Below are 23,530 nucleotides of genomic sequence, written 5' to 3'. Positions count from 1 at the left end.
GCAGAACGAAGGGGCGCAGAAAGGGATGTGCCATGGCCGCTCCCCGACGTTTCCGGCACACCGGGTTGGTGCTGGTGCGCGCAACGACATGCCCGGAGGGCATCGCCCCGCCTCCCAACCTTGACCCGGCCGATCCCGTGGCGTTCTCCTGGGAAGGGCGGGCGTGGTTGGAGGGAGTCTGGACGCGTGCCGACGTCCGCGAGGCGGTGGAACTGGCCAGCCCCGCGCTGACCTCAGAGATCGATCGTGTCCTCGCCGACCGCGTCTCTGAGCGCCGGCTTCGGCGGACGGTGATGTCATTGGCGTCCTACATGCTGCGATGGGAGGGGCGCGCTACCCCGTTCGGACTGTTCGCCGGAATCACCGCGGCAAACATCGGTTCGTCGGTAGCGAAGATCGGCGCCGCTCACCAGCCGGTCGTCCGTGCCGACGCCGAGTGGGTCACCGGCCTGGTCGAGCAGCTCGAACAGGACCAGGCCCTACTGGGCAAGCTGACGGTGGTAACCGACAACGCCGGCGTTGTCCGCGACGGCCGCTTCATCGTCTCCAGGCGCGCTGAGCTGGGGTCACGCTCGCCGGGTCCCCTTCGAGAGGCATCGGTACGCCTGACCACGCCCATCAAGTACGCCCTAGAACAGGCTGCTATGCCGATCGAACTGGACGCTTTGATCGAGAGAGTCTCCCTCCGGTTCCCGACCGCTGACGCCGACCGAATTCAGCAGATGCTCCATGGCCTGGTCGGCGGCGGATTTCTCATCACCAGCCTGCGCCCTCCATCGACGGCCCTGGACCCAGTGGGACATCTCCTACGGATGCTCCGAAAGATCGGAAGCTCAAGCAATCGGAGAGCCGGCGATCGGAAGCTCGATGAGATCACCGCGTTCCAGGATGAGCTTGCGGTCATCAGCGCGGAGATCACGCAGCACAACACCACAACCGGCGAATCCCAGACGGCCTCGCTTCGAGCCGGGGTCACCGCCAGGATGCGCGCCCTTCGGCCCGGAACCGACCACGTATTGGCAGCGGACCTGCGGCTGGATGCCCGCATCACCCTGCCCGCCTGCGTTCTGGAGGAGGCCGAGCGCACGGCCGACGTCCTCCTCAGAGTCTCCGCGCAGCCGTTCGGTACGGCGGCGTGGATGGACTACCACTCCCGATTCCGTGCCCGCTACGGCCTCGGCGCGCTGGTCCCCGTGGCGGAACTGCTCGCCGACTCTGGGCTGGGCTACCCGCACGGGTATTTGGGAGCACCGCGTGCCAGGCCCGCATGGCGGACGCTGACCGAACGCGACGCCGTCCTGCTGTCACTGATTCAGGAGGCGGCCATGACCGGCGCGGAGGAGATCGCGCTGACGGATGCCGACCTCCAGTCACTGGAGGTGGGCGACCAAGCCGACGCGGTCGTCCCGCGACGTGTCGAGTTGGGAGTCGCCTTGCATGCCGCCTCGGCAGAGGCGATCAGCCGCGGTGACTTCGAACTGCGAGTGGTGGCCGCGCCGCGCGCTCACACCAGCATGATCGGGAGGTTCACTCACCTGCTGGACGAGTCCGACCGTGCGTGTCTCGCCGGGAGTTACACCGACGACGATGCCATCGTCGCCCTGTTGTCATTCCCGCCGCGCCGACCTCACAACGACAACGTCGTCCGTGTCGCTCCACACCTAGGGACGGTCATGCTGCCGCTCTCCGAGCACGCCGACGCTACAGTTTCCGACCAACACGTGATCAGGCTGGCGGACCTTGCCGTCACCGCCGACGCTGACCAGATGTATCTGGTGCAGCGCTCCACGGGACGGCGTGTGATCGCGCACATCCCGCATGCGCTGGACACCAGCGTGCAGACCCCGCCGTTGGCGCGGTTCCTGGCCGAGGTCACGGACGCTCGCAGCGCCGTGTTCGGCCCATTGGATCTGGGGGCCGCCCGCACGTTGCCGTACGTGCCGCGCATCCGCTACCGGCGCACGGTGTTGTCCGGGGCGCGTTGGCTCCTCACCAGCAGCCAGGTGACCGGCGCCGGCGAGGAGTGGGAGGCGGAGATGGGGAGATGGTGCGCCCGATGGAGGGTGCCGACTCGCGTCGTGGCATGCCAAGGGGAACTGCGCCTGCCCCTCGCCCTGAACAGGCCGCTAGATCGTCACCTGCTCCGCACCCGGCTGCAGCGGACCGAACAGATCGAACTACGTGAGGACTCTCCGCCGGACGCCCTCGGCTGGATAGGTCGCCCGACGGAGCTGGTGATTCCCATGGTCGCCGTCTCCCCGTCCCCAACGTCTCCAGTGACGGCGTCGCCCGGCCTCATCCATCAGCCGGGCGACGCGGAACTCTTGCGTGCGCACCTGGTGGGCAACCCAGCGCGCTTCGACGCGATCCTCACGCGCCACCTTCCCGACTTCGCGGAACAACTCGGCGGGGCCGTCCAGCGCTGGTGGATCCGCCGACACAGAGACCTGATTCGTCTTGAAGCCGACCAGTACCTGGTGGTGCTATTCCGGCTCGCCGATTCCTCCCAGTACGGGACGGTGGCCGCCCGGCTGGCGGCCTTCACCGCCGACCTCCGCGGACGCGGTCTCGCCGGGCATCTGACGCTCACGCGGGCCACCGAGCACCCTGGCCGATATGGGCACGGTCGGGCCATGGAGGCCGCCGAGAACGTGTTCGCCGCCGACACCGCCGCCGCTATCGCTCAGATCAAGCTGGCCGATTCCAGTGGAATATCGGGGCAGGCGATCGCGGCGGGGTCCATGGCCCACCTTGCCGCGGCGTTGGCGCCCGACCCTCCGTCCGGCTATCGCGCACTGACCCATTGCCTGAGGCAGGGCACTGGTCCTCTCGATCCCGGATCACGCGACCAGGCACTACGCCTTGGCGACGCGATGAACGGGGTCGCTGCCGTGCGTGCGCTACCCGGCGGTGACGCAGTCGCCTCCGCCTGGCACGCCCGGTCGCGTGCTGCAGCGGCCTACTACAGCCTCCTCAAGGGTCAGCGTGATCCCGTAGAGCCGATGAAGACGTTGCTGCATGAGCACCATGTCCGGGCACTCGGTCTCGACCCCGTCCACGAGGCGACTACAGGCCGGTTGGCGCGCGCGGTAGCACTCCGCAACTTGGCCACCGCCCAAGCCTCGGACAGCGCTCCGTGACGTCACCACCGATCACACTCGCCACCGACCAGGCGCAGCATCAATCCCTCGCCACCGGAACAGCCGGTATCGCGATCCTCCACGTCGAACGCGCACTGACCGGCCGCAGCAGCTGGGGCGACGTGCACCGCCGGATCCAACAAACGGCCAGTGGCCCCGTTGACGCAGGCGATCATGCGAGCTTGTATTTCGGAGCCCCAGCCCTCGCATTCCTGCTCGGCATCGCCGGCGCCGACGGCCGGCAACGGTACGCCGAACCTCTCGCCGTCCTGGACGGTCACGTGACGCGCCTGGCGCACCGACGCGTGGCCGCTGCCATGCAAAGGATCGACGCCGGCGACGATGCCTGCTTCTCCGAGTACGACCTCTTCCACGGCCTGGTCGGCATTGGCGCCCTGCTGTTGGTGCGCCGGCCCTGCAGCGATGTCCTCGCCGAAGTGCTCGGCTACCTGGTACGGCTTACCCGGACCCGGCGATGCGCCGGGGCCGAACTGCCGGGGTGGTGGGTATCACAGGACCCTGACCCGACCTTGCCGACGCCTGGTGGCCACGCCAACTTCGGCATGGCGCACGGGGCCGCCGGCATCCTGGCTTTCCTGGCCCTGGCCGCACGCCGCGGCCACGTCGTCGACCAGCACTACGAAGCGATCCACCAGCTGGCGAACTGGTTCGACCACTGGCGGCAGGACACCTCCGACGGTCCGTGGTGGCCGCAGTGGATCACGCGCGCCGAACTCCGCGCAGGCCACCCCGCCCAGCAGGTACCTGGGCGGCCGTCGTGGTGTTACGGCAGCACCGGGATCACGCGCGCGCTTCAATTAGCCGCCATCGCCACCGGCGACACCGCACGTCAGCGAACCGCCGAACAGGCACTGTTGGCGTCCCTGGCTGACCGCAACCTAGCCCGAATCACCGAACCGGGGATTTGCCACGGCGTGGCCGGGCTCTACCAGACCGTCTACCGCGCCGCTCACGACAGCAGCGCCCCAGCCCTACTCCAGCGACTCCCCGCCCTGGCCACAGCGCTCACCTGCGATGCCACTCCCCAGGACCGTCTTGACCACGGATTACTGACCGGACGCGCCGGCGTAGAGCTGGTACTGGACACCGCACGAAGCGGCGCGCCGCCCCACACTGGATGGGACAGATGCCTGCTGATCACCTAACCGAAGCCGAACCCTCCGAACTTGCGTCCGGAACGCTCGCCGTTCTGGCCGGCACGGACCTCCACGCTGCCGCCACCGGCCACAATCTGGACCCGGCCGACCTCTCCGAAGCCGTCCAGGTCTACATGGCGGCGGGATACGCGGCCCTGGAGCGCCGCGCCGAGCAACGCTGGTGCCAGGTCCTCGTCGAGTTCCCCGACTGGGAGCAGGCCGAGAGCATCGCGGCGGCTCGACTCGGACCGCGTCTGGACGCACTCCAACGCCAGGGCGTCATCGACGGCTGGTGGTTCCTCCGTAAGCACCCCTGTTGGCGGCTGCGCCTACGTAGCACGGTCACGCCGGAGCATCTGTACGCCGACGCCCACGAGCAGATCGCCAAGGCGCTCACCGACCTCGCCGAGGCCAAGTTGATCAAAGGCTGGCGGACGTCGGTTTACGAACCGGAGTACGCGGCGTTCGGCGGTTCCACGGCGATGTGGATCGTCCATGACCTCTTCTGCGCCGACAGCCGAGGCGTCCTGGATTACGCGCGTCACGAGTCCCCAGCCGTCGGCCGCCGAGAACTGTCGATCATCCTTCTCTACGCTCTGCTACAAGGTGCGGGACTCGACTGGTTCGAGAACGGCGATGTCTTCCACCGAGTCGCACGCTTGCGCCCATCTCCACAGGAGCCCATCGCCCCCGACGCCGTCGACAACCTGTGTGACAGCGTCCGCGCGCTCATCTACGCCGCCGCCCAACCCACCGACCCTCTGCCAGCCCTGAACGATGCAGCCGAATACGCAACCGTTTGGCGAGACGCCTTCCGCGCCTCAGGCCGACTACTCGCCGCCGCTGCCGCCACGGGCCGGCTCGATCGGGGGCTGAGAGCAGTCCTCACGCACGTGGTGATCTTCCACTGGAACCGGCTCGGCCTTTCAGCGACAACCCAAGGCATACTCGCGCGCGCTGCCACCGCAGCATTCTTGTCCCCGCCTGGCGGCGGTTCGCCCTGAGACGGAACTCCACCATGGACCCGAGGACGCAAAAGAAGGCCCTCCGATACCTCCCTCTCCTTGGCCGCCGACATCCGGTGTGCCCGCCCCTGCCCGAGCGCGTCCAAGAGATCATCGACCTCGCCTGCATCGCGGAACGGCAGGACGCCAACGCGCTCCACAGCGCGGCCCACGCGCTGAACAAGGCCGCGTTGCTGGCCAGCGACAACGGCCTCAGCAGAGAGGCCCGTCAACTGTGCTGGCAGCACATCGACGTCTATCGCCCAGCCGGGCACCGGCTCACTACGCTGCAAGCCCGCTACATGCTCGAACCGGTCGTCAACCTGGCCCGTCTCCACATCCGCGACCGAGACCCGGAAGCAGCCTTGCGGATCCTCAAGGAGATGCACCACGCGGGCACGACCGGCACGGATCTAATGGTCGACGGCCGCGTCCTGCCGCTCGGGCAGCTGACGGGAAGCCAAGAGGAGCGGAACAAGCTCCGCGAATGGGTGTGGCTGCAACTCCTCACCGACGGCACTCGTGCCTTGACCTCCACGGGACGGTGGGAAGACGCAGTTGCCCTGGCCGAAGCACATCGGGGGATCGGCACCCATCTCCTGGAAGGACGGCAGGTCGCGATCCTCGCAGCCTTCTTCAGCAAAAGGCCAGACAAAGCACGCGAACTCCTCCACGCCAGCACCCCAACCGAGCCCTGGGAACACCAAGTCGCCTCGTGTCTCGCGGTGATCTGCGGCAGTGCCGGTTCACAAGTCCATCACACGCTCAGCACCGCGATGATTCGCGCGTTCCGCGACCGCGAACCCGTCACCGGCTATGCGCTCTTCCGGGTCCGCCTCGGCCTAACCGTCACCGCCCTCGCCGGCATCGACGTCCACTCCCAAGTGCCCACGCTGCTCCGGCAGGTCGCGGCTGAGGCAGTTGACTCAGGCGACGGGTACGCCGCTCGCGCCGCTCTCAACCACGGCATCTCCGGCCTTCGCCTGCCCCCACACCAGCGTCACGCTTTAGTCGACCTTGTTGCCGCAAGCGGCTTGGACTCCGGGCCATTGCCACCGCCACTCCAAGCGAGATTCGCCAACGCTACCGACACCGCGGTGAGGGCACTATCGGCATCACTCGGCAGGAACGTCTCCCTAACCGTCCACGATCGAGCCCCGCACCACCGTTCATGAACATCAGCCGGCTTCGCCGCCGTGCCAAGAGCAGGTGCCACGCCCTGAGGATGTAGACCAACTGCCGTCCGCACACAACGTTCCCCCACCAGGCGGGATGACCGGACTTATCGAAGGGATGACGGGGACGGTAGGCGGGTTGGAACGCATGTTCCGTTCAAGCTGCCGTTGCTGTTCGGCCAGACGCTCCAGCATCTGGTTGATGGCCTCTTCTTCGGGATCCGGAGACATGCAGGTCTCGTTGCGCAGTAGCAACGACCCAGGGTCGTCGTACGGCCCACAGTTGATGACCTTCGGCGCAACTTGTGCAGGGAACGGCGCAGGCGTCGTTGACCAGCTATTCGACGTGACTGCAGGCGAGGGGCTTGTGCCCGACTCGGGCTTCGAATGGCTGGACCACCCGAGCAGGTATCCTGCGCCCATAGCAACCGCGATAATACTCACCGTATACGCCGCTAAGCGGTGACGATCTGGCCCCTCACGTTCGGAGGTGGGCTGGGGCCGCGTACTTGGCTGACGGTCAGTGCTCATTCAGCTTCCTCAGCGCGCTTCTTCTCGTCCCCGCGTAGACGGCGGGCACGCTCGACGATCTCGCCGGAGAGCTTGCCCTTCACCGAGTTGGCCCGGACGAGGGTCTCGCTACCACGGCTCCTGGCCGCATCGACGCCCTTTGCACCTGTCTCAAGCGCCTTGTCCCGCACCTCTACGGCCGCCTCCGTCCATCGTCGCGCCTCCGACGACCGCTCAGCGGACTCGATCCCGAGCCGCCCGTGGAAGTCATTGACGCCAGCCGCGACCTGGTTACTCGACTGGACGACGACCGGGGACTTGGCCGGATGCAGCAGCACCTTCGCGTTGGCAGTGCCGGCGGCCGCGTCCATCCGGGCCACCAGGCGCTCGGTGCACCGCGAGATGAGTTCCAGCCGGTCCTGCCGAGCAGCCTTCAATCCGAGGCGATGCCCGTCCAACTCCTCCGGAGAGGCATCCAGCACCCGGTCGAGTTCGAGCACGGCGATCGCGTCCTGCAGTTGGAAGGAGCGAGCCAGGACAGCGAGCCATTCTCGAACCGTGTACTCGGCTTCCTTGGCCGTTGCGGCGAGATCCCCGATCTTGGTTTTGCGCTCCATCTTCTCCGCGAGTGCGTCGAGCTGGCGCAATGCGTACGCCTGGGTCTCTGCGATGGCCGTCGGCGCGGTCTGCACCTTCGACCACGTGACCTCGTCGACCCGGCCCCTCTTCTCTCGGATGGTCATGGACTCGTCGATGACGAGGCCCACTCCGATCATGCGGGCCAGCACGGCGTCCTTCTGGGCACGCAGCACGTCGTCGACCTTCTCGTCGATCGTGGCGAGATAGTCGGTGATCTCGTCCATGGTCTGCTGCATCGCGATCTGCGCCATGATCCCCGCAGCACCGGCGAGCATCGCCGGGTTGGTCAGAAGTGATCCGGGCGTCTTCGCGAACTCAACAAACCCCCTGATCTGACCCTTGTTCCCCTTCAGCACACCTGTGCTGAGACCCGACTTTGAACTCTCCCTCAGCCCGTACTTGTCGACGAGTTGCGCCGACTCCTTTGTCAGCTGCACCCAGCGGCCGGAGTTGGCGGCGATCTCCGAACCTGCCTGCGCGGCTACGGACCCGGTGGCGGCAGCGGACTTGAGTCGTTGCAGTCCCAGGTCTTTCGACGGCAGTCCCTCCGAGACGAGAAAGCGTTCGACATCCGTCTCATCCCCGATGACCGCCAGCCCATCACCGTCACTGATCAGCTGAATCTCGTTGTCCATCGCTCGCTCCTGAAGTGGCTTCTCGCCGTTGAAAGGGAGGGATGCGCGGCGATCGCCGGGCACGGATGACTCACGGGCGGAAGCGTAACCCTGTACCGGGAGGTCAACGGGCACTCCGCCGCAGTTGTCCGATAGAAGCCACGCTCTTTTCCAGTTCCTACGCGGCAGCATCCGCCGGCGGTGAAAGGTCGCCAGCCCCACGGTCTACTGCTTGAGCAGCCACTCGCCGGACTGGGTGGCGAAGCCGCTGTCGAGGGTGAACTGGAACTTGGTGAGCTTGGCCTTCTTCGGGACGGAGAACACCAGGTAGCCCTTGCGGGTGCTGCCGGGGGCCAGCTTGACGTCACTGCCGATGGACGGGCCGAGGGCGACGTCGCCGAGGTAGCTCTCGTACTGCTGGTCCTGGGCGTCGACGACCTTCGCACCGTTGCCCGGCGAGTCGTCGTAGGCAATGGTGCCGACGTTCTTCAGGCGAACCTGGACGGCGGCGAACCGCTGCCCCGGTTCGGGCTGGTCGAAGTCGCTCTTGCCCTTGGCCTTCTGGGCGACCTTCACGACGGTCACCGCGACCTTCATCCCCTCGTCGTTGCCCTTGAGGGTGATGGTGTCGCCGACCTTGGCCTGGGTCTCCTGCGTCTTCTGCGCCTTTGCGGGCTTCTCGTCCGGGCTGCTGGTCACCTCGGCCGGGGCACACGCCGTAAGGCCGAGCGTGAGGACGGCCGGCAGGACGAGGAGGGACTTCTTCATTTCGTCTCCTGGGGGTGAGTGGCTGCGCCGACGGCGCACCGCGTGAGCGGACGGCCCGCTGCGGCGAGACACAAAGTAGGCACGCCCTGGCTCGCCAACCCACTCGTGCGCTCGATAATGGGGGTTATCGGATAAATGTCGAGCTTACTTACTTCGTATGGCGTAGCTTCTGGGCTCGTTGCGATTCGCAGGTCTCGCGAACCTTCGGAGCCGCAGTGTCCGCTTCCGTCACCGGCCGGGTCGTCGAGTCGAACGACCGCGCCGGCCGACTGCCCCGGAGGTATCACCATGAACGTTCTCGTCTGCACCACTCTGTGCCTGTTGTCGGCAGCCGTCTTCGGTGTCGTCGGCTACGTGCTCGCGCGCGCCCGGTCCAGCGCCGAACGGAGCCGGCTGCTGGCCGATCAGAGGATCGTCCAGAACGAACGCGATCAGGCGCGCGCACAGGCCGCCGAACTTCGCGCGGAACGCGACCATTCTCGAAAGAAGGCCGAGGAGGCGGAGGCGGACCGGAGTGTTCTGGCCGCCCAGTCCGGCGAGCGTGCAGAGCAGGCCGTCCGGCTCGACCAGGAGCTGGCGGCGACGCGGGAGAAGCTGACGGCGGCCCAGCAGGAGAGCCGCCTGCTGCACGAGTCGCTGCAGGAGAGTGTCCAGCAGATCCGCTCTGCCGAGGAGAAGCTGCTGCAGAGCCAGCAGGCTGAGGCAAGGCTCCAGGGAGACGTCGAGCGGCAGGAGCAAAACCTGGCCGGAATCAAGCAGGACTTGGCCGTTGCTCGCAAAGAGTGCGAGGGACTGCGTCTGCGACAGGAGCAGGTCGAGGCGGCGCGCAAGGAGCTGGACAAGCTGCGCGACGACACCACCCGGCAGCAGACCGAGCAGTTCGAGGCGTTCGTGACGAAGATGCTGGAGTCCTCGCAGGACCGGCTGATCGCCACCGCGGACGACCGGCTCGGGTCCACCAGTCGCGCGGTCTTCGACCGGTTGGAGACGATGGACCGGCGGCTGAGCGAGTTCGACACCAAGCGCAGCGACACCGAGAGCCGGCTGAGCCAGGAGCTGAAGATGCTGGCCGCGGCGAACGTCGAGAGCAGCAAGCAGGCTCGGGCGCTGGCGGACGCACTGCGCAAGCCGCAGGTTCGGGGCGACTGGGGCGAGCTGCACCTCAAGCGAGCCGTCGAGTTGGCAAACATGAAGGAGCACTGCGACTTCGAGCTGCAGAAGCAGGTCGAGGGTGATGAGGGAGCGCTGCGTCCCGACATGGTGGTGCATCTGGCCGGCGGTAAGCGGGTGGTCGTGGACGCGAAGGTGTCGCTGGCCGCGTTCCTGGACGCGCTGGAGGCCACCGACGACGCCGAGCGGGACCGCCACATGGCCGACCACGCCCGGCATGTGCGCAAGCACATCGACACGCTGGCGGCCAAGGAATACTACCGGAACGTCGCTGGCAGCCCGGAGTTCGTGGTGATGTACCTGCCGAGCGAGGCGCTGCTGCAGGCCGCGCTCGACAAGGACCCCCGTCTGGTGGAGTACGCGGCGGAGAAGAGGATCGTCATCGCCACGCCCACAGTGCTGATCGCGATGCTCCGCACCGTGGCGATCGCGTGGACACAGGCGGCGCTGCAGGAGAACCTCCGCCAGGTCCACGAGCTGGGTCGAGAGCTGCACAAAAGGCTCACGAGGATGGCGACCTACTTCAAGCGGCTGGGCAACTCCCTGGACGGCTCGGTCAAGGCCTACAACGAGACGATCGCCTCACTCGAGGGCCGCGTGATGGTGACAGCACGGAAGTTCAAGGAGTTGAAGGTCGTCGAGGAAGACCTGGCGCAGCTGACTGAGGTGAATGGTTTCGCCCGGTCTCTCAAAGCCCCGGAACTACTGGAGGCGGCGTCGGCGGAGCCTCCCGTCCGAGCCGTGGAGTCCACGGACCACGAGTCCGGGGAAACACCAGAGATTGCTTGATAAGCACCCTTATCGGGCAACTCGATGGTCAACGTCCGACCGTTGCTCTACTGTCGATCGCACGCGGGAGAGGAGGTGCTGACGATGAGGCTCGCTCGTGACGAGGCGCTCCTGATGTCCATGACGGAGATCGCCGAGCTGGCGGACGTGCGCAGGCCGGTCGTCAGCACCTGGCGCCGCCGCTACCCCGACTTCCCTCAACCGGCGGCCGAAGAACGCGGCCAGCAGCTCTTCGACGCCGCGCGTATCGTCGACTGGCTCGTCGAGACGGGTCGCGCCCAGCGGGGCGAAATCGAAGGGGACCTGCGGGTCCACACGCTCGCCCGGCTCGGCGCCCAGTTGCCGTCCAGCACGCTGATCCCCGCGCTGACCGCGCTGATCTGCCTGCGGCACCTGGCTGGTGACGAGCCGCTCGACGGCGGAACGCCCGGCCTGATGGCGCGCCTGCGGGAGCAGGCGGACGGTGCCGACCCGGACGACGATCTGCTGGCCTCGGAGATCCGCGGGCTGCGCGCGTCCTGGCTGCCGACCGCGGTGGACGAGCTGGTGGAGGCTGCCTGGAGCACTCAGGGGGCGTTCGAACGGATCATGCAGGTCCGCGATCGCCTCGGCGCGGCCGAAATGTCGTCCAGTCGGCTGGACCCGTTGCTGGAGTCCCTGGTCGCGGGCTTGGCCGATGCCCGCACCCGCGCCGACCGCGACGACGAGGTGCGGCTCGTCGACCCGTACGCCGGGGTCGGCGACCTGCTGGCCGCGGTCACCGGCACACTCCGTGACGACCAGGTTTTGCACATCACCGCCTGCTGCGCAGACCCGGTGACGACGCGGCTGACGCGGCGGCGCCTGGCCGTCCGCGACGTTCCCGAGGTCGAGTACGAGGTCCGCACCGACCCGGACGGGTGCCTGGACGAGGCCACGATCGTCGTCACGCAGTTGCCTTACCGTCCGGCCGAGGAACGCTCCGCTGCACTGTCGCTGAACGCGCTGAACGACCTGCTGCTGCCGCTGCCCCATGGCGCGACCGCGATCGTCGTCGCGCCCGCCGACACCACCGCTGCGCTCGACCCGACCAGCGACGCTGGCGTCCTGCGTGGGGAACTGCTGGCTTCGGGCTCGGTCAAGGCCGTCATCCGGCTGCCCGGCGGGCTCGTCCCCTACCGATCCGGATACGAGGTCGCGCTGTGGGTTCTCACCGCCGACTACGCGGTCGGGGAGCGCGGCAAGGTATTGCTGGCCGACGTGTCCGACCGCACCCTCACTCCCGGACTGGCCGACGCCCTCGTCACTGACGTCCTGGCCTGGCGTAACGAGCAGTTCGACCCCGACGCCCACCCCCGCGTCCACACCGTCGCCACCCCGGTGGGCGCGTTGATCGCCTCGCCGCGTCCTCTGATCCCCCGCTATCTGCCGTCCCAGGACGATCTGCGCTGGGACGTGCCCGAACGCGTGGCCCGCACGTTGGAACTGGAACGCGTGGTGTGGGAGGCCCGTCCGGACGCGGCCCGCCTCAACAGTGACCTGTCGGCCGTCCCAATGCCGCGGCCACCGCGCACTGCCACCATTACCGAGCTCGCCGGCAGAGGCCGTCAGAAAAAGTTGTCACTGCGCAAGGGCACCCGCCTGCCGACCGGTCTCGTGCGGTCTGCCTCCAGCACGGTGAACGCGACGAACTCTTACCCGGTGTTCGGTCCTGCGGAAGTCCTCAGCGAAAGCGAACCGGGCAGCCGCCGCGTCGACCGCATCGAGTTCGAGAGGTCCTGCCCCGGTGCTCGGCACAGCAAGCCCGGCGACGTCATCATCACCACAGCGCCGCGTCCGGCCGCCGCCGTCGACCACGACGGCCATTCGGTGGTGGAGTTCCCGGCCCGCATCCTGCGCATCGAAGAGGAAGGCGGCAAGCACTTTACCCCGCGCGTACTGGCCGCCCTGCTGGACCGCGCGGGCCGAGCCGATGGTGCAATCCGCCCGGCGCAGCGCCTGCAGGAACTGGCCCTGCCGCTACTGTCCCCTTCCGAGCTGAAGCGGCTGGACCGCCTGCTGGCCGAGCTGGATGATCGCCGGAACCGCGCCCGCCGTGAGATCGTCGCCCTGGACGAGCTGCGCCGCATCGCCGCCACAGGCCTCGCCGACGGAACCTTGACCCTCGACCCCATCGTCTGACGCGACAACCCGAATAGAGGAGATAGATGCCGGCCCGCAAGAAGACCCCCGCTGGACAGGCCGAACTACCCGGCGTGTCCACGATGGCGGAACTGAAGGCGATCCTGTGGAAGTCCGCGGACAAGCTCCGCGGCTCAATGGACGCCGCCCAGTACAAGGACTTCGTTCTCGGCCTGGTCTTCCTGAAGTACATCTCGGACGCCTTCGCCGAACGTCGCGCCCAGATCCGTGCCGAGCTCATCGCCGATGGCGTACCGGAGTCGCGGCAAGAGCCGTTCCTGGACGACAAGGATGAGTACGAGCGCGAGGGCGTCTTCTGGGTTCCTGAGGGCGCTCGCTGGCCCGACCTGGCGGCGCAGGCCAAGTCCGGTGCAATCGGCGAACTGATCGACGCGGCGATGGACGCCGTCATGAAGACCAACCGCTCCTTGGCCGGCGTCCTGCCTCGCATCTACAACCAGAACAACGTTGACCAGCGCCGTCTGAGCGAGCTGGTCGACCTGCTCAGCGACGCCCGCTTCACCGGCCACGACGGCAAGTCCGCCCGCGACGTGCTCGGCGAGGTTTACGAGTACTTCCTGGAGAAGTTCGCCCGAGCCGAGGGCAAGCGCGGCGGCGAGTTCTACACGCCCGCCAGCGTAGTTAGGGTCCTGGTGGAAATCCTTGAGCCCTATAAGGGACGGGTGTACGACCCGTGCTGCGGCTCGGGCGGGATGTTCGTCCAGGCCGAGAAGTTCGTCCTCAGTCACCGGGGGCGCCGCGACGACATCGCCGTCTACGGTCAGGAGGCCAACGAGCGCACCTGGCGACTGGCCAAGATGAACCTGGCCATCCACGGCATCGGCGGCGACCTGTCGACCAAGTGGGCCGACACCTTTTACGAGGACCGCCACCCCGACCTCAAAGCCGACTACATCCTCGCCAATCCGCCGTTCAACATGTCCGACTGGTACCGCCGGACCGACGACCCCCGCTGGCGCTTCGGCACCCCGCCCGCCGGCAACGCCAACTTCGCCTGGATCCAGCACATCATCTCCAGGCTCGGCACCCGCGGCAGCGCCGGCGTCGTCATGGCCAACGGCTCGATGTCCTCCAAACAGTCCGGCGAAGGCGACATCCGCAAAGCCCTCGTTGAGAACGACCTCGTCGCCTGCATGGTCACCCTGCCCCGGCAACTGTTTCGGACGACAACGATTCCGGCCTGCTTGTGGTTCTTCACCAAAGACAAGTCCGCCCGCGTCGGCCACACCGACCGCCAAGGCCAGACGCTGTTCATCGAGGCCCGCAACATGGGCACCATGGTCGACCGCACCGAGCGTGTCCTCACCGAGGACGATGTCGCGAAGATCGCCAACGCATACCACGCTTGGCGGGGCACCCCCAGCGCCCGCGAGGCGGGGCTGACGTACGAGGACGAGCTCGGCTTCTGCTACTCGGCCACCACTGACGAGATCCGCGAAGCGGACCACATCCTCACCCCCGGGCGCTACGTCGGCGCCCCCGAGGCCGAAGAGGACGACGAGCCCATCGCCGACAAGATCGACCGCCTCACCAAGGAACTCTTCACCCACTTCGAAGAGTCCACCCGCATCGAGCAGACCATCCGGAAGCAGCTGGAGAACATCGATGTCTAGGTGGCCTATCGTTCGTTTCGAGGAACTAGCCGCAAGAGAGAAGAGCGCCTTCTCGAAGCCTTATGGCTCCGCCTACACCAAGGCGGACTACTCGCCGCATGGCGTACCATTGGTTCGCGGGGTGAACTTGGGAACCGGTCGATTTCACGATGACGACTTCGTCTATATAACCTCCGAGAAGGCGGACACGCTCCCTGGTGCAAACCTGGCCCCAGGTGACCTGGTGATAACACACAGAGGGACCATCGGTCAGGTCTCAATGATCCCTCGCAAGCCGAAGCATGAGCGGTACGTTCTATCGACGAGCCAAGTTAAGGCTCGTCTCGATCAAGACGTCGCTATACCAGAGTTCTATTACTATTGGCTGACTTCACCTGCCGGTCAACAGCAAATCCTGCAGAATATTTCGACCGTCGGAGTCCCTGGCTTGGCTCAGCCTGTCGCCACTGTCAAATCTTTTCGGGTTCCCCGACCGCCCGTCTCGATCCAAATAGCAATCGCCGAATTTTTGGGAGCACTTGACGACAAAATCGCCGTCAACGACCGCATCGCCAGGAAGGCGGATGCCCTTCGATCTCTTCGCCTCACGAATATCCTGCAAGGGCAGCAAACGAACGTCACCGAGGTTCCGCTGTCGTCACTTGCCGACTTTGTCAACGGGCGCGCTTTCACCAAGAACGCGTCGGGAACTGGCCGGATGGTGGTACGAATCGCGGAACTTAATTCCGGGCCGGGGGCCTCTACCGTCTACAACACCATAGAGGTTCCGGATAAGCACATTGCCCGTCCAGGAGATGTGCTCTTTGCTTGGTCGGGATCGCTTTGCGTCGCACGCTGGTTTCGGGATGAGGCTATCGTAAACCAGCATATATTCAAGGTTATCCCTAACAATGGGATGCCGTCATGGCTGCTGCATGACCTCGTACAGTCGAAGTTGGCCGAGTTCCAGCGTATCGCCGCAGATAAAGCTACCACGATGGGGCACATTCAGCGCCGCCATCTGGACGAGCCCGTGAGGGCGCCCGACGAGACGCACATTCCTACTCTCGATGGCGAGTTGAGGCCACTTTGGGATCGAGCCTTGCTCGCTGAACGAGAGTCACTCGGCCTTACGAAAATTCGGGACGCGCTGCTGCCGAAGCTGATGTCGGGTCAGGTCAGGATCAGGGACGCGGAGAGGGTCGTGGAGGATGTCGTATGAGCGGCTACAGCGAGGCCGACTTCGAACATGATGTGCTAGGCACGCTCGGTGAGCTCGGCTGGGAGTACAAGGACGGCAAGCAGATCGCCGTGGGCTCGGGTGAGCGGGAGTCCTGGGACGAGCTGATCATCCCGAGTCGGCTACGGGACGCGATCGTGCGGATCAACTCGGGCCTGCCCGCTTCGTCCGTGGATGACGCGGTCGCATTGGTGCTGTCGCCGCAGTCGCAGGACGCGAAGGCGGAGAACCGCCGGATTCACGAGTACCTGACCGACGGCATCCGCGGCATCAGTTACGTCGACGAGTACGGCGCGGAGCAACATCCGACCGTCCACCTGATCGACCAGAGCGACCCCTACCGCAATGACTTCGTTGCCGCCAACCAGGTGATGGTCGTCAAGGGCGAGGAGCGGCGCCGCTTCGATGTCGTCCTCTACGTCAACGGGCTGCCGGTCGCGGTCTTCGAACTGAAGAAGATGAGCGACGAGCGGGCCACACCGGAGGCCGCGCACGCGCAGCTCATGGCCTACGTCGAGGACATGTGGGAGGCGTTCCGCTGCAACGTGGTGTGCCTGATCTCCGACGGCGTGACCACCAAGTACGGCACCGCGTTCACCCCCTACAACCACTTCGCTCCCTGGAACGTCGACGAGGCGGGCGAGCCGGTGGAGCAGCCCGCAGCCGAGTGGGAAAACAGCGAGCTAAGCCTCACGCTGCACGGGCTGTTTGAGCAGCGGCATTTCGTGGAGCTGCTGACCGGGTACATTGCGTTCGCCCAGTCGGACGAGGGGCTGCAGAAGCGCATCGCCAAGCCGCACCAGTACTTCGCGGTGTCCAAGGCGGTCGGTAAGACGATCGAGGCCGTGCGCAGCAACGGCAAGGCCGGCGTGGTCTGGCACACCCAGGGGTCCGGCAAGTCGTTCGAGATGGAGCTGTACTCCAACCAGGTGCTCAAGCATCCGGCGCTCGGCAACCCCACCATCGTTGTGATCACCGACCGCAACGACCTGGACGACCAGCTCTTCGACGGCTTCAACGCCAGTGAGCTGCTGCCGGAGAAACCCGCCCGTGTTGACAGCCGGCACGACCTGCGCACGGAGTTGTCCAACCGGCGTACCGGCGGCATCTACTTCACAACGCTGCAGAAGTTCAGCAAGACGACCGAGGAGAAGAACGCCGGGCGGCCGCACCCGCTGCTCTCGGACCGCCGCAACATCATCGTGATCGTCGACGAGGCCCACCGCAGCCACTACGACAGCCTCGACGGCTACGCCCGTCACCTGCGCGACGCGCTTCCTTACGCGACGATGATCGCCTTTACCGGTACGCCGATCTCCGACGTCGACCGCAACACCCAGGACGTGTTCGGCGACTACATCGACATCTACGACCTCACCCGGGCCGTCAAGGACGGCGCCACAGTGCCCGTCTACTACGAGAACCGCCTGATCGAGCTCAAGCTGCCCGAGGACGTCGATCCGGAGACACTGGACGAGGAGGCCGACAAGGTCACCGAGAACCTGGACGACACCGAGCGACAGCGAGTCGAGCACGCCACCGCCACGCTCAACGCCGTCTACGGTGCGCCCGCCCGCCTGGAGAAGCTCGCCGGGAGCATCGTCGAACACTGGGAGACGCGGTCGGAGGCGATGCGGCCGTTCATCGACGCCCCCGGCAAGGCGATGATCGTGTGCAGCACGCGGGAGATATGCGCCGATCTGTACGAGCAAATTATCGCCCTAAAGCCGGACTGGCACTCGGACGACGTCCACGCGGGCAAGATCAAGGTCGTCTACAGCTCGTCCACGAGCGATCCCGAAAAGCTCCGCAGGCACCGGCTGCGCCCTCGCGAGCACAAGGCCGTCCAGCGGCGCATGAAGGATGTCGACGACGAGCTTGAGCTGATCATCGTCAAGGACATGCTGATCACCGGTTTCGACGCGCCCCCGCTACACACCCTCTACCTGGACCGCTCGATGCGCGGCGCCCAGCTCATGCAGACCCTGGCCCGCGTGAACCGCACATTCCGCAACAAGCAGGACGGCCTCATGGTCGGCTACGCGCCGCTTCACGAGAAGCTGATCGCCGCGCTGGCCGAATACACCACCGACGACCAGCACACCAAGCCGATGGGCCGCGACCTCGACGAAGCGATCACCAAGGTCCGCGACCTCCTCGACGGCATCGGAGAGCTACTCAGGGACCACCCCTGGCGCCAAACCCTGCAGGCCGGGACGTCCACCGCCCACCGCGACGCCGTCCGCGGAACCGCCGACTACATCTGGAACCCGCAGCACCCGCTCAACCTCCCCGACGTGTCGGACCCCGACAAGGAGACGCTCAAGGAGAAGTTCCTGCGCTGCGCCGGACGCCTCGCCCGCCTTTACGCCGTGTGCGCGACCAGCGGCGACCTGAACGACGTCCGCGACGACATCGCCTTCTTCCGCGACGTGCGCGTGGTCGTCGTCAAGCTCGACGCCGCCCGCCGCCAGGCCGAGGGCCGCCCCGTCCCCGCCGAAGTCGAGCTGTACCTTAAGCAGCTCACCGCCAGCGCCATCGAGGCCGGGGACGTCATCGACCTCTTCAAGGAAGCCGGCCTGGACCAACCGGACCTGTCCCACCTGGACGAGAACTACATCAAGAAGATGCAGGCCGCCAAGCACCCCGCCATCGCGATCGAGGCGCTGCGCCGGCTCGTCCAGCAGGAGATGCGCAAGGTCACCAAGCACAACATCGTGCGCCAGCAGAGCTTCTCTGACCGCCTCTTGGAGCTCATGCGCAAGTACACCAACCAGAACCTCACGGCAGCCGAGATCATCGCCGAACTCGTCGCGATGGCCAAGGAGGTCGCCGCCGACGCCAACCGAGGCCAGCACTTCAGCCCCGCGCTCAGCAACGACGAGCTCGCCTTCTACGACGCGGTCGCCGCCAAGGACACCGTCCGCACCCTGATGGGCGACGACCAGCTGGCCGCCATCGCTCGCGACCTGGTCAAGGCCGTCCGCCGCAACCTGTCCACCGATTGGACCGCCCGCGACGACGTCCAGGCCAAGCTCCGCTCCATCATTAAGCGCCTCCTGGCCAAGCACGGCTACCCGCCCGAAGAGCAGCCCGACGCCATCCAGAAGGTCATCGAACAACTCGAAACCTTCGCCGACGAGTGGTCCCCCGCCGCCGACCGCTGACCAGCGCGAGCGAGCCTGCAGCCGTTCGGCCGACGGCCGATCATCAGACCTGACAACGATGCGGTGGTGCCTCCATGTCCTATGTGCTTGTCATTTCGACGGATTCGCGCGCGATGAACTCCTCCCAGTTCACAAAGATTGTGCCGCGATCGGTAGACCCGAGGTCCGACAGCGGCAAAGTGTGCTGGATCTTCGCCGCGGAGGGCAACCGGCCACCAAGACTCGCCCGGGTCGGCATCGTGGCAAAGCCGTACGGCGAGGTCGTCGCGACCGACGAGCGACGCATCCGCGTCGAACACGTCCGCGTGCTGCGGGATCCGCTATCACTCACAGAGTTGAGCGGCGCCATGGAGACGCTGCATTTCAACCGGTTGCAACGTGCCATCGAGGACGGGGAGCAAACGCTTACACCCACGGCCGCCCGCGACGTGCGCCGAGCACTCGTCACCCTCCGTCCTCAACTTCGGCAACTCATTGAGTGGCTTGAGCAGATCGGCGCACCCGACCGCACCATCACCGGGCAGGCGGGCATCCATTGGGCCCAGGAGCGAGATGCCATAAGCCTTGCTCTTCGCCTGGGCGGCTTCCCAACCACCCCTTTGCAGCAGTGGTTGCCGCCTGCCGACCTGAACGACCCCTTCATCTCCGGCCTGGTCCTCGACAATGAGGCCTACCACGAATCCAAGCCCGAAGCATTGGGCCAACAGGGACAGCTTCGGGAAGTGGCCGCACAGGAGCGAGAGGGCGAAGAGAGTGAAGCCGATCATGAAGACTCTCTTGCCGACATGCTGGACCAGGAGATAGAGCCGAACCTCATAGATGCCGATGCGCGAATCTTTCCCGGGTGGCGCTCGGTGTCCCGAACCGACAGGCGGGCGGACGTTCAGGAGTTCACCGACGACCAGGGCCGCATGATCGAGATCGCCAACGTCAACGCGGGACCGGTCGAAACACGAGCGGGCGTAGACCTGCTGTACTTCCACAAGAGCACCAAGTCCCTGGTCGGAGTGCAATATAAGCGACTGACCGAGAAGCAAGTTTGGGTTGACGACAGACTTCTCAGTCAGATCACCAAGATGAAGGCCGTCAGCCAAGCATTGAAGGCGGTTCCCACGACACCCGGACATTGGCGTATCGGCCAAGACTGGATGTATCTAAAACTCGCTCAGACTCGTTCACTGAATCCAGATTCCGCCGAACTCATCAAGGGTCTCTACCTCCCCATTTCCTATCTAGAGCTCCTCCTTGGAGATCAAGGCATTCGCGGCCCGAAGAACGGGCGCAGCCTCGGCTACAAGAACGTCGACAGGTACTTGTCGAACACACTTTTCATCGACTTGATGAAGGAAGGGTGGATAGGAAGCCCACCTACAAGTCCCAGAAATTTCATGGCCTTGGCCGAAGAGGCCGTTTCCTCTGGAAGAAGTGCCGTGCTGGCTGTGGACCATAGCCAGGAGACCCCTCGAGAGCGCCAATCACGCAGCCGAGGTCGCGGGGCCGGCACCAGCTGATGGCCGGGGCGCGCCCGCATCGGCGGCTCGGCCCAGCGGCGCGGCTCGCCGGGTTCGCACGCGTCTCCGAGGAGCATCCGGTGTACCACGTCAGCAAAGGATGGGCTCACTGTTCGGGTCCGCCGAGGGTCATGGGTTCCCGGTGCTTGTAGCGGCGGTACTGCCTGGCGAGAACGTCGAGCGGGAGCAGGGGCCAGCGGGTGACCGTGCCGGTGGCCTTGTCGATGACCAGGGTCGTCGCGGTTTCGAGGGTGGGGACCGGGGGCGGTTCGGGGATGTCCACCAGGACGGGGATGGCCTGGTAGGCGTCCTCGAACTCGGCGAGGTGGATGAGGACCAACTCGTCCCCGCGGCGAGGCAGGTGAAGGTGGGCGCGGCGCCATGCCTCGGCGGCATCGATGGCCGAAGGTCGGCCGGTGGGCTCCAGCGCTCTGGTGAGTGTTCGGGTGGTGGTGAGGAGCAGGTCCTGGGCCTGGCGGAGAAAGTCGAGGGTGGGTTCGTCGAGGTGGCCGGCGGCGGCCGGTTGGTTGAGGAGGCGCGCTATGGCGGTGCGGTCGGCTCGTTCTGCCATTCTCCGAATGGTTTCGAGGCCGCGCAGCAGGTGGGTGTAGCGGTCAGCGGAGGTGTGCATGGGTTCTCGTCCTGGGCGGGGGTGGGACCGGGGACGCGGCGGACGGGAGGTGGCCGCCGCGCCCCCGGGGATACGGGCCGGGTTCCGGCCAAGGGTGTTCGTCAGTTCGGTGCGGCCAGAGTGTGGGTCTCGTGGTGACTGACGATGCGTTCGGCGGTTTGTTGAAGGTCGATCAGCGGCTCGCGGGTGTAGCCCTGGCCGTTGTGCCAGGCGAACGCCTTGGGCTCGACCCAGATGTTCACCGTTCCTGCGGTGAGCACGGAGATGCCGCTTTCGTCGCTGCGGCGAGTGGTGGGGACGCCTCGGGATCGGAGCGCTGCGGTGAGCCAGTCGGCCGCCGATATCGGGGCGATGACGCGGCTGGTCGTTGGCCATGAGGAAGGGAGAGGGAGAGCGAACCAGACGCTCTTGCCGGGTGATGCGGTCAGGCGCGAGCGGGTGAGGTGCGTGCCGGTGTCGGTGGCGAGGGCCTCGACGATGGACAGTCCTTTGCCGTGCTCGTCGAGCAGGTCGGCGCCTCGGACGATCGGCCAGGCGTCACGGTGGGCGTCGAAGACGGAGACGACGAGTTGCGGAGTGGGGCGGGTGCGCGCCCAGATCCACAGTTCTGGCCGCGTCGTCGAGGACGCGTGGGTCAGCGCGTTCGTGGCCAGTTCGGAGACCGCGAGTCTGGCATCCTCGATCGGGTTCGGCGTGAAGTCCAGCTGACGCATCGTCGCCGCGACGAGGGAGCGCGCGTGAGAGGCGGCGCTCAGGTCACCCGGGAGTTGGAATGCGCAGGCGCCGCCGGCCGGGATGTCGGCGGGGGCACCGGTCAGCATCGGCCGCTCCTGCTCAAAGTCCTGGGCATGCAGTGACGGCCACGACACCGAACGTGTCCTCGCGCGGGTCTGCGAAGGGACGAGGGCTGTGCCTCCGTCACCGGGTAGGGCGTCGCGTGGTTCTGGGGTGCACTGGGCGAAAGCCGCTGCGGTAGGCGAAGGTCGAGTGAGTCGAGTCGCCGCCTCAGCTCGGCCGACGTGGTGGCCTCGATGAGTCGCGGGGTGCCGTCCTCGGTGTGGATGAGGGCCCAGTAGCTCCCGGTGTATTCGCCGAACCAGATCGTGGCGGACGGGAACCGGCCGCTGAGGTCGGTGACGGCCCGGTCAGGGTCTTGGGCGGACGTGGCCCATGGGACGGACGGCGTTGCGGGCGGCATCGGGGTACGGACTCGTTCCCATTCGGCAACGGGTCCGTACTTTGCGGCGGGGGGCATCACCCGGACGGGTGTTGCATTCGTACGATCATGCATGGGTTGGACCTCCAGCGTCCGATCAAGGTCTCGGACCGGTGGTGCCACACCGGTCCGAGACCGCCCAACCTTCCGGTCAGGCGAGCCCCGTCAGGGCCCGACCAACTCTTTGCTGCTCCCGTCTTCGGGCGAGAGCCGATTGCAGGCTGATCGCCGAAGATCACCGTCTTGACTACGGACAGGAGTCAACTGTTCACTATGATGCACTGGACGTGGTTGCTTGTCCATGCACTTGTTCAGTTTATTTCTTAGCAATGTCATTGATGTCCGCACTGGATCTTGGAGTCGTGCCAGACTTGAGGACCATGACGCCCGCACAGAGCCCCACAGTGAGACATCGCCGCCTGGCTCGACAGCTCCGCCAAGCCCGCGAAGACTCCGGCCTCTCGATGGAGAATGCCGCTGCTGCCCTGGGCTGGAGCCGCCCGAAGCTCGTCCGATTCGAAACGGCCAGAACAAGGCCCAGGGCAACGGACGTGGAGGCGATGCTCGACCTGTACGGCGGGGAGGAGGCGGTCAAGCTCGCTCTCATGCAGCTCGCCAGGGACATCCGCAAGCGCGGCTGGTGGTCGGCGTTCAACGACGTCCTGACCGGTTCCTTCGCCGAGCTTGAGGACGACGCCGCCAACATCCGCAGTTGGCAGGTCCAGTGTGTCCCGGGGCTGCTTCAGACCAGCGACTACGCGCTCGCCCTCATCCGGATCGGCAGTCCAGAGGACCCGGAGGACGTCCTGCTACGCCGTCTTCAGGCACGTATGGCGCGGCGAGCCATCCTGGAGCGACAGAACGGGCCGTCCTACACCGTGGTACTCGACGAAGCGGCTCTCAGTGCGTGTTTGAGAAGGATCTCGTTATTGGTATGTGAGGGGGCGTGGGCCTTGGCGGACGGCGGGCCGGCCGCCGCGGGCCAGGCGGCGGGTCATGAGGCCGATGGCGGCCCAGCGGATCATG

At 66.3% G+C, this 23,530-nt stretch carries 15 protein-coding genes and 1 pseudogene; 12 read left to right on the top strand and 4 right to left on the bottom strand.

The genetic code is table 11. From position 1 onward, the window contains the following. Positions 1–32: 32 nt before the first annotated feature. Genes ABFX46_RS41055 through ABFX46_RS41040 form a run of 4 tightly spaced genes read left to right on the top strand, consistent with a single transcriptional unit; the run spans position 33 to position 6,476 of the window. Entirely contained in the window at positions 33–3,140 is a 3,108-nt protein-coding gene (locus tag ABFX46_RS41055) for a lantibiotic dehydratase (protein WP_346049661.1), read from the top strand. Further along, on the top strand, positions 3,137–4,306 hold the full coding sequence (locus ABFX46_RS41050) for a lanthionine synthetase C family protein (protein WP_346049659.1): 1,170 nt from the start codon (positions 3,137–3,139) through the stop codon (positions 4,304–4,306). Before ABFX46_RS41055 ends, ABFX46_RS41050 begins: the two co-directional genes overlap by 4 nt. After that, entirely contained in the window at positions 4,288–5,301 is a 1,014-nt protein-coding gene (locus tag ABFX46_RS41045) for a thiopeptide-type bacteriocin biosynthesis protein (protein ID WP_346049657.1), read from the top strand. The genes ABFX46_RS41050 and ABFX46_RS41045 overlap by 19 nt, the downstream gene beginning before the upstream one ends. 14 nt (positions 5,302–5,315) lie before the next feature. Beyond that, the gene (locus ABFX46_RS41040; RefSeq protein WP_346049655.1) at positions 5,316–6,476 is read left to right on the top strand and encodes a hypothetical protein; all 1,161 of its coding nucleotides are present in this window, start codon (positions 5,316–5,318) and stop codon (positions 6,474–6,476) included. A 527-nt stretch (positions 6,477–7,003) separates the two neighbouring features. On the opposite strand, the gene ABFX46_RS41035 is transcribed toward ABFX46_RS41040, so the two are convergent. After that, a complete protein-coding gene (locus ABFX46_RS41035) occupies positions 7,004–8,260 on the bottom strand; it encodes a hypothetical protein (RefSeq protein ID WP_346049653.1) in 1,257 nt (418 codons plus the stop codon). Positions 8,261–8,464: 204 nt separating this feature from the next. Continuing rightward, entirely contained in the window at positions 8,465–9,007 is a 543-nt protein-coding gene (locus tag ABFX46_RS41030) for a DUF4352 domain-containing protein (protein WP_346049651.1), read from the bottom strand. 288 nt (positions 9,008–9,295) lie between these two features. Here ABFX46_RS41030 and ABFX46_RS41025 point away from each other — a divergent pair, with 288 nt between their 5' ends. From ABFX46_RS41025 to ABFX46_RS41000, 6 genes are all read left to right on the top strand, one after another. Next, positions 9,296–10,966: a DNA recombination protein RmuC gene (locus ABFX46_RS41025; RefSeq protein WP_346049649.1), complete on the top strand. Its 1,671-nt coding sequence runs from the start codon at positions 9,296–9,298 to the stop codon at positions 10,964–10,966. Between the two features lie 84 nt (positions 10,967–11,050). Further along, positions 11,051–13,126, top strand: a complete 2,076-nt coding sequence (locus ABFX46_RS41020; protein ID WP_346049647.1) for a restriction endonuclease subunit S domain-containing protein — start codon at positions 11,051–11,053, stop codon at positions 13,124–13,126. 26 nt (positions 13,127–13,152) lie between these two features. Next, positions 13,153–14,760: a class I SAM-dependent DNA methyltransferase gene (locus ABFX46_RS41015; protein ID WP_346049645.1), complete on the top strand. Its 1,608-nt coding sequence runs from the start codon at positions 13,153–13,155 to the stop codon at positions 14,758–14,760. After that, the gene (locus ABFX46_RS41010; protein ID WP_346049643.1) at positions 14,753–15,961 is read left to right on the top strand and encodes a restriction endonuclease subunit S; all 1,209 of its coding nucleotides are present in this window, start codon (positions 14,753–14,755) and stop codon (positions 15,959–15,961) included. The genes ABFX46_RS41015 and ABFX46_RS41010 overlap by 8 nt, the downstream gene beginning before the upstream one ends. After that, positions 15,958–19,146 (top strand): type I restriction endonuclease subunit R, encoded by a 3,189-nt coding sequence (locus tag ABFX46_RS41005; RefSeq protein WP_346049641.1) that lies wholly within the window; start codon positions 15,958–15,960, stop codon positions 19,144–19,146. The genes ABFX46_RS41010 and ABFX46_RS41005 overlap by 4 nt, the downstream gene beginning before the upstream one ends. 74 nt (positions 19,147–19,220) lie before the next feature. Beyond that, complete coding sequence (locus ABFX46_RS41000; protein ID WP_346049639.1) at positions 19,221–20,657, top strand: hypothetical protein; 1,437 nt, start codon at positions 19,221–19,223, stop codon at positions 20,655–20,657. A 106-nt stretch (positions 20,658–20,763) separates the two neighbouring features. On the opposite strand, the gene ABFX46_RS40995 is transcribed toward ABFX46_RS41000, so the two are convergent. Both ABFX46_RS40995 and ABFX46_RS40990 read right to left on the bottom strand, forming a co-directional pair. Then, positions 20,764–21,288 carry a hypothetical protein gene (locus ABFX46_RS40995; RefSeq protein WP_346049637.1) on the bottom strand — a complete coding sequence of 175 codons (525 nt, stop codon included), beginning with the start codon at positions 21,286–21,288 and terminating at the stop codon, positions 20,764–20,766. Between the two features lie 101 nt (positions 21,289–21,389). Next, the gene (locus tag ABFX46_RS40990; RefSeq protein WP_346049635.1) at positions 21,390–22,109 is read right to left on the bottom strand and encodes an ATP-binding protein; all 720 of its coding nucleotides are present in this window, start codon (positions 22,107–22,109) and stop codon (positions 21,390–21,392) included. 349 nt (positions 22,110–22,458) lie between these two features. On the opposite strand from ABFX46_RS40990, the pseudogene ABFX46_RS43690 reads away from it, so the two are divergent. Together ABFX46_RS43690 and ABFX46_RS40985 are read left to right on the top strand one after the other, a co-directional pair. After that, positions 22,459–23,034 (top strand): annotated as a pseudogene (locus tag ABFX46_RS43690) (helix-turn-helix domain-containing protein); the annotation flags it as partial. Positions 23,035–23,064: 30 nt separating this feature from the next. Continuing rightward, a partial coding sequence (locus tag ABFX46_RS40985; protein WP_346049633.1) for a Scr1 family TA system antitoxin-like transcriptional regulator occupies positions 23,065–23,530 on the top strand: 466 nt, incomplete at its 3' end.

The organism is Actinomadura chokoriensis (assembly GCF_039529475.1).
Classification (GTDB): domain Bacteria; phylum Actinomycetota; class Actinomycetes; order Streptosporangiales; family Streptosporangiaceae; genus Spirillospora; species Spirillospora bangladeshensis.
This window is presented reverse-complemented; position numbering and strand designations above follow the sequence as displayed.